6 protein-coding genes are annotated in these 6,281 nt (G+C 66.5%); 5 read left to right on the top strand and 1 reads right to left on the bottom strand.

Translation table 11 applies throughout. The features are described from left to right. The first annotated feature begins 181 nt into the window (after positions 1–181). A complete protein-coding gene (locus tag ACFWV8_RS37190; RefSeq protein ID WP_384214770.1) occupies positions 182–1,441 on the top strand; it encodes an Ig-like domain-containing protein in 1,260 nt (419 codons plus the stop codon). A gap of 33 nt (positions 1,442–1,474) precedes the next feature. Here the strand turns inward: ACFWV8_RS37190 and ACFWV8_RS37185 are convergent, their stop codons facing one another. Beyond that, positions 1,475–1,876, bottom strand: a complete 402-nt coding sequence (locus ACFWV8_RS37185; RefSeq protein ID WP_189107948.1) for a hypothetical protein — start codon at positions 1,874–1,876, stop codon at positions 1,475–1,477. Between the two features lie 173 nt (positions 1,877–2,049). Between ACFWV8_RS37185 and ACFWV8_RS37180 the strand changes: the two genes are divergently transcribed. The 4 genes from ACFWV8_RS37180 (at position 2,050) to ACFWV8_RS37165 (ending at position 6,237) form a co-directional block, all read left to right on the top strand. Continuing rightward, a complete protein-coding gene (locus ACFWV8_RS37180) occupies positions 2,050–2,670 on the top strand; it encodes a heme-copper oxidase subunit III (protein ID WP_384214768.1) in 621 nt (206 codons plus the stop codon). Positions 2,671–2,750: 80 nt separating this feature from the next. Further along, the gene (locus ACFWV8_RS37175) at positions 2,751–3,560 is read left to right on the top strand and encodes a c-type cytochrome (RefSeq protein ID WP_384214766.1); all 810 of its coding nucleotides are present in this window, start codon (positions 2,751–2,753) and stop codon (positions 3,558–3,560) included. Beyond that, positions 3,557–4,612 carry a Rieske 2Fe-2S domain-containing protein gene (locus ACFWV8_RS37170; protein WP_384214764.1) on the top strand — a complete coding sequence of 352 codons (1,056 nt, stop codon included), beginning with the start codon at positions 3,557–3,559 and terminating at the stop codon, positions 4,610–4,612. The genes ACFWV8_RS37175 and ACFWV8_RS37170 overlap by 4 nt, the downstream gene beginning before the upstream one ends. Beyond that, positions 4,609–6,237 carry a cytochrome bc complex cytochrome b subunit gene (locus ACFWV8_RS37165; RefSeq protein ID WP_384214762.1) on the top strand — a complete coding sequence of 543 codons (1,629 nt, stop codon included), beginning with the start codon at positions 4,609–4,611 and terminating at the stop codon, positions 6,235–6,237. The genes ACFWV8_RS37170 and ACFWV8_RS37165 overlap by 4 nt, the downstream gene beginning before the upstream one ends. The last annotated feature ends 44 nt before the right edge of the window (positions 6,238–6,281 follow it).

Here is a 6,281-nt window from a genome sequence, read left to right as displayed (position 1 = left end):
GGCCGGGGGGGCTGGGTCAGCTAGTACTAACGCGCTGCTACCCAGACCCAGTTGGCCGGGCGCCGTCCACCCGAAAACGCCACACGGGGCCCGAAACCTCCTCACCCCTGAGGAGGATCCGGGCCCCTCGTTTGCAGTCACACAGCGCGCCGTAACCGAACATTCTTCATAACGTGTGCATATGAACCACAAGCCGCGCTTTCGCACCGTTCTCGGCTGCACTGTGCTGGTCCTGTCCTTCGGGGCGGCAGCGACCGGCTGTGGCGGCCCGGACGGCCATCCGCTGTCCGGCAAGCCCTACGACGCAGCCGACCAGGTCTCCCTCAACGCACCCAAGGGTGACGCCAAGGCGAACCCTGACAAGCCACTGGAAATCGTCGCCAAGGGCGGTGACGCACGTATCACCGACGTGACCGTCACCGACGGCTCCGGCCACCACCTGGCGGGCGAGCTGGCCGCAGACGGGGCCCGCTGGCACTCCACGGCGCCACTGGCCGCCGGTGCCCGCTACACCGTGAAGGTCTCCACCGAGGACGACGACGGTGCCCCTGGCAGCCGTACGCTCGACTTCGAGACGTCCCGGGTGAAGCAGCGGAACCTGGCCGTGAAATTCGGCCCCAAGGCCGGCAAGTACGGCGTCGGCCAGCCCATCACCGCCGAGCTCGGCACACCGGTCAAGGACAAGGAGGCCAGGGCCGTCGTCGAGCGGGGCCTCAAGGTCCGCTCCAGCCCCGCCGTGGAGGGCGCCTGGCACTGGGTCGACGACAAGACCCTGCACTTCCGGCCCAGGGAGTACTGGCCCGCAAACGCGTCCATCAACGTCAGCAGCACCCTCGACGGCATCAAGGTCGGCGGCAAGCTGTACGGCGGATCGGTCAAGCCCCTCAAGATCAGCACCGGCGACCGGCTCGAAGCCATCGCCGACGCCGGTACGCACCACATGACGGTGATGCGCAACGGCGAGGAGATCAAGACCGTCCCCGTGACCACCGGCAAGCCCGGCTTCTCGACCCGTAACGGCATCAAGGTGGTGCTGGAGAAGCAGTCGTTCGTCCGCATGCGCGGCACCAGCGTCGGCATCGCGGCGGGCAGCAGCGAGTCGTACGACCTGCCGGTCCACTACGCGACGCGGGTCACCTGGAGCGGTGAGTACGTCCACGCCGCCCCCTGGTCCGTTGGCTCACAGGGGTCGGCGAACGTCAGCCACGGCTGTGTCGGTATGTCCACCGACAACGCCCAATGGTTCTTCGACACCGTCCGCGAGGGCGACATCGTCAGGGTCGTCAACAGCGAGGGCGAGGACATGGACCCGTTCGGCAACGGCTTCGGCGACTGGAACCTGGACTGGAACGAGTGGCGCCAGGGCAGCGCGCTGCTGGGCGGCGGGACCAAGGACGGCTCCGGCCCGGTGGAAGCCGCCCGGCTGCGTCCGCAGGTCTGACGCGGGCCGGATGAACCGGCCCCGGTGGAGCCGTCAGGCTTCCACGGCGAGCCTGGTGCGCAGCAGCGCGGCCAGTGCCTCCGGGAAGCCGACCGGCTCCACCGGCAGTGTCACAGCGGCCTCCGCACGGCTCCAGGTGGCCAGCCACGCGTCCTGCGGGCGGCCCATCAGCAGCAGTACGGGCGGGGAGTTGAAGATCTCGTCCTTGATCTGCCGGCACAGGCCCATGCCGCCGATGGGCGTCGCCTCGCCGTCGAAGACGCAGGCGTCGACGCCGCCCTTGTCGAGCACCTTGAGCACGGCGTGCATCGTCGCGCACTCCACGTACTCGACCGGCGGCAGATCGGCGGCCGGCCGGCGCCCCGCGGCCGTCCGCACCTGCTCGCGGGTGTTCGCGTTGTCGCTGTAGACCAGGACCGTGGCGGTCGGCTGCATTGTTCCTCCGTGACATCCGTCGTGACGTCGGATGCTACTCCGTCGGCCACCAAGTCACACGGGTCCCGCCCCTCCCGCAAAGGGCCGTTCGATCCCGGCCCTGATCGGCTCCGGAGCCGCTGACACTCCGAAGGGCACCCCCGGGAGTGAGGGCGGGATAAGCGACCGACATAATGTCGGTCGTGGCGACAGCAACGACAGTAGAAACCGGGCACGCGCACCCGACGGTCAATCGGCCGAACCTCACCAGTGTCGGAACCATCATCTGGTTGAGCTCCGAGCTGATGTTCTTCGCGGCCCTCTTCGCGATGTACTTCACCCTGCGGTCGGTGACAGGGGAAGCGTTCTGGTCGGAGAAGGCCGACTCGCTGAACATCCCGTTCTCCGCGGTCAACACCACGATCCTGGTGCTCTCTTCCCTCACCTGCCAGCTCGGCGTCTTCGCCGCAGAGCGCGGCGACGTGAAGAAGCTCCGCTCGTGGTTCGTGATCACGTTCGTGATGGGTGCGGTCTTCATCGGCGGTCAGATCTTCGAGTACACGGAACTCGTCAAGCACGAGGGCATCTCGCTCTCGTCCGACGCCTACGGCTCCGCGTTCTATCTGACCACCGGCTTCCACGGTCTGCACGTGACGGGCGGTCTCATCGCCTTCCTGCTGGTTCTCGGCAGAACGTACGCGGCCAAGAGGTTCACCCACGAGCAGGCAACCGCCGCCATCGTCGTGTCCTATTACTGGCACTTCGTCGATGTCGTCTGGATCGGCCTCTTCGCCACGATCTATCTGATCAAGTAGCGGGCCACAGCGCCCGAAGCGCTCGCGCACAGTCCAGTCCAGAAGCACCGACGCAGAAGATCCTGACACCGGGGTAATCCGTGAAAAAGCTCTCCGCACGACGACGCCATCCGATGGCGGCGGTCGTCGTCCTACTCCTCGCGCTGGCGGCCACCGGGGGGCTGTACGCCGCGTTCGCGCCCGCGGGCAAGGCACAGGCAGACGACACCGCCCAGTCCCTCGCCATCGACGAGGGCAAGAAGCTGTACGCCGTTGGCTGCGCGAGCTGCCACGGTGTCGGCGGTCAGGGCACGTCCGACGGTCCATCGCTGACCGGCGTCGGTGCCGCGGCCGTGGACTTCCAGGTCGGCACCGGCCGGATGCCGGCGCAGCAGCCCGGTCCGCAGGTTCCCAAGAAGAAGGTCATCTACGACCAGAAGGAGATCGACCAACTCGCGGCGTACGTCGCCTCGCTCGGCCCCGGTCCCGCGGTCCCGTCCGCCGAGCAGTCCAACCCGGAAGGGGCGGACGCGGCCAACGGCGGCCAGCTGTTCCGTTCCAACTGCGCGCAGTGCCACAACTTCGTCGGTGAGGGCGGAGCGCTCACGAACGGCAAGTACGCCCCGTCGCTTGAGGATGTGACTCCCAAGCACATGTACGAGGCCATGCTCACCGGTCCGCAGAACATGCCCTCGTTCCCCGACTCGACGATGCCCGAGCAGCAGAAGCAGGACATCATCAAGTACATCCAGACCGTGAACAGCGGCGAGTCGGAGAGCCCCGGCGGCTTCAAGCTCGGTGGCATCGGGCCCGTCAGCGAAGGGCTGTTCTCCTGGGCCATCGGTCTGAGCGCACTGATCGCAGTTGCCGTCTGGGTCGCGGCGCACACCGCTAAGGCCAGGAAGTCATGAGTGACAACCGGATTTCAGACGAGAAACTGCCCTCCAGCGAGCAGGAGTCCGCGCACGGCGAGGTTGAGCGGGCCAACGACCCGTTCGCCGACCCCGGGATGCCGGCCCACCGGCCGCGTATCCAGGACATCGACGAGCGGGCGGCCAAGCGCTCCGAGCGCGCGGTGGCGGGACTTTTCACCCTGTCGATGCTGGCCACGGCCGGATTCATCGCCTCGTTCGTCGCCTTCCCCGTCGACAAGATCGTGTACATCTGGCCCTTCGGCCATGTGAGCGCGCTCAACTTCTCGCTGGGACTGACGCTCGGGGTCGCCATGTTCGCCGTCGGCGCCGGCGCGGTCCACTGGGCCCGCACGCTGATGAGCGACGTGGAGATCATCCAGGAGCGGCACCCGATCGAGGCGACCCCCGAGGTCGCCGCACAGGCGAAGCGGGACTTCCTCCAGGGCGCGGCCGAGTCCGGCTTCGGACGCCGCAAGCTGATCCGCAACACGATGTTCGGCGCGCTGGCCCTTCTGCCGCTCTCCGGCGTCGTACTGCTGCGTGACCTCGGCCCGCTGCCCGAGGACAAGCTCCGCAAGACGTTCTGGAAGAAGGGCTTGATGCTCATCAACCAGAACACGAACGAACCGCTGCGTCCCGAGGACGTCACGGTGGGGTCGCTGACGTTCGCCCAGCCCGAGGGGCTGGACGAGCACAACGAGAACTTCAACAATGAGATCGCCAAGGCGGCTCTCATGATCGTTCGCATTCAGCCGGCGGAGATCAAGGACAAGCGGGAGCTTGAGTGGTCCCACGAGGGCATCGTGGCCTACTCGAAGATCTGCACCCATGTCGGCTGCCCCATCAGCCTGTACGAGCAGCAGACGCATCACGTGCTCTGCCCGTGCCACCAGTCCACCTTCGACCTCTCCGACGGCGCCCGCGTGATCTTCGGCCCGGCCGGCCACGCCCTTCCGCAGCTGCGGATCGGTGTGAACGGTGAGGGTTATCTCGAAGCGCTCGGCGACTTCGACGAGCCCGTCGGTCCTTCCTTCTGGGAGCGCGGATGAGTACAGCGTCTGACGAAAAGAGCCGCCAGGCTCCCGCGGGGGAGCGGGTCGCCAACTGGGCGGACGGTCGTCTCGGGATCTACGGCGCCGCCAAGGGCATGGTGCGGAAGGTCTTTCCGGACCACTGGTCCTTCATGCTGGGCGAGATCGCCCTGTGGAGCTTCGTCGTCATCATCCTCACGGGTGTGTATCTGACGCTGTTCTTCCACCCGAGCATGAACGAGGTTGTGTACGAAGGCAGTTACGTGCCGATGCAGGGTGTCCGGATGACCGAGGCGTACGCCTCGACCCTGGACATCAGCTTCGACGTCCGTGGTGGTCTGCTGATCCGCCAGATCCACCACTGGGCCGCGCTGATCTTCGTGGCGGCCATGCTGGTGCACATGATGCGCGTCTTCTTCACCGGCGCGTTCCGCAAGCCGCGCGAGATCAACTGGGTGTTCGGCTTCCTGCTGTTCGTGCTCGCGTTGTTCACCGGACTCACCGGTTACTCGCTGCCGGACGACCTGCTGTCGGGAACCGGTGTCCGCTTCGCGCAGGGCGCCATCCTGTCCACGCCGATCGTCGGCACGTACATCTCGATGTTCCTGTTCGGCGGGGAGTTCCCCGGTCACGACATCGTGGCGCGGTTCTACTCGATCCACATCCTGCTGCTGCCGGGCATCATGCTCGGCCTCGTGGTGGCGCACCTGATCCTGGTCTTCTACCACAAGCACACGCAGTTCGCCGGTCCCGGCAAGACCAACAACAACGTCATCGGCGCCCCGTTCATGCCGATCTACATGGCGAAGGCGGGCGGCTTCTTCTTCCTGGTCTTCGGCGTCATCGCGATCATCTCCGCGATCGCCACGATCAACCCGGTCTGGGCGATCGGCCCCTACCGTCCGGACCAGGTCTCCACCGGAGCCCAGCCGGACTGGTATCTGGGCTTCTCCGAGGGCCTGATCCGAGTGATGCCCGGCTGGGAGCTGAACGTCTGGGGCCATACGTTCGTCCTGGGCGTGTTCATCCCGCTGATGATCTTCCCGATGGTCCTCGTGGTCCTCGCGGTCTATCCGTTCATCGAGTCCTGGGTCACCGGCGACAAGCGCGAGCACCACATCCTGGACCGCCCGCGCAACGCGCCCACCCGCACCGGTGTCGGTGTGGCCTGGCTGACCTGGTACTTCGTCATGCTGATCGGTGGCGGAAACGACATCTGGGCCACCCATTTCCATCTGTCGATCAACACGATCACCTGGTTCGTCAGGATCGCGTTCTTCGTCGCGCCCGTCGTCGCGTTCGTCGTCACCAAGCGGATCTGTCTGGGACTTCAGCGCCGCGACGCCGAGAAGGTGCTGCACGGACGTGAGTCCGGCATCATCAAGCGGCTGCCGCACGGTGAGTTCATCGAGGTCCACGAGCCGCTCGACCAGAGCGCGCTGCACGCGCTCACCGCGCACGAGCAGTACAAGCCCGCCGAGATCGGCCCGACGGTCGACGAGAACGGTGTCGTGCGCAAGACGTCTCCGGCGGAGAAGCTGCGGGTCAAGCTGAGCAAGGGCTACTACGGCGAGGGAAGCCAGATCCCCAAGCCGACGGCCGAGGAGTACAACGAGATCACGAGCGGCCACGGCCACCACTGATCCTTCGTACGTGTCAGGCCCCGGCCCGGTCCCTTCCGAGGGAC

Origin of the sequence: Streptomyces sp. NPDC058665, assembly GCF_042714995.1 — a bacterium.
Classification (GTDB): domain Bacteria; phylum Actinomycetota; class Actinomycetes; order Streptomycetales; family Streptomycetaceae; genus Streptomyces.
The sequence above is the reverse complement of the archived record's forward strand: the minus strand, read 5'-3'. Positions and strand labels throughout refer to the sequence as shown.

Coding starts and splice junctions, on each gene's coding strand:
- ACFWV8_RS37170 (WP_384214764.1), top strand. CDS start 3,557: ATGAGTGACAACCGGATTTCAGACGAGAAACTGCCCTCCAGCGAGCAG.
- ACFWV8_RS37190 (WP_384214770.1), top strand. CDS start 182: ATGAACCACAAGCCGCGCTTTCGCACCGTTCTCGGCTGCACTGTGCTG.
- ACFWV8_RS37180 (WP_384214768.1), top strand. CDS start 2,050: ATGTCGGTCGTGGCGACAGCAACGACAGTAGAAACCGGGCACGCGCAC.
- ACFWV8_RS37165 (WP_384214762.1), top strand. CDS start 4,609: ATGAGTACAGCGTCTGACGAAAAGAGCCGCCAGGCTCCCGCGGGGGAG.
- ACFWV8_RS37185 (WP_189107948.1), bottom strand. CDS start 1,876: ATGCAGCCGACCGCCACGGTCCTGGTCTACAGCGACAACGCGAACACC.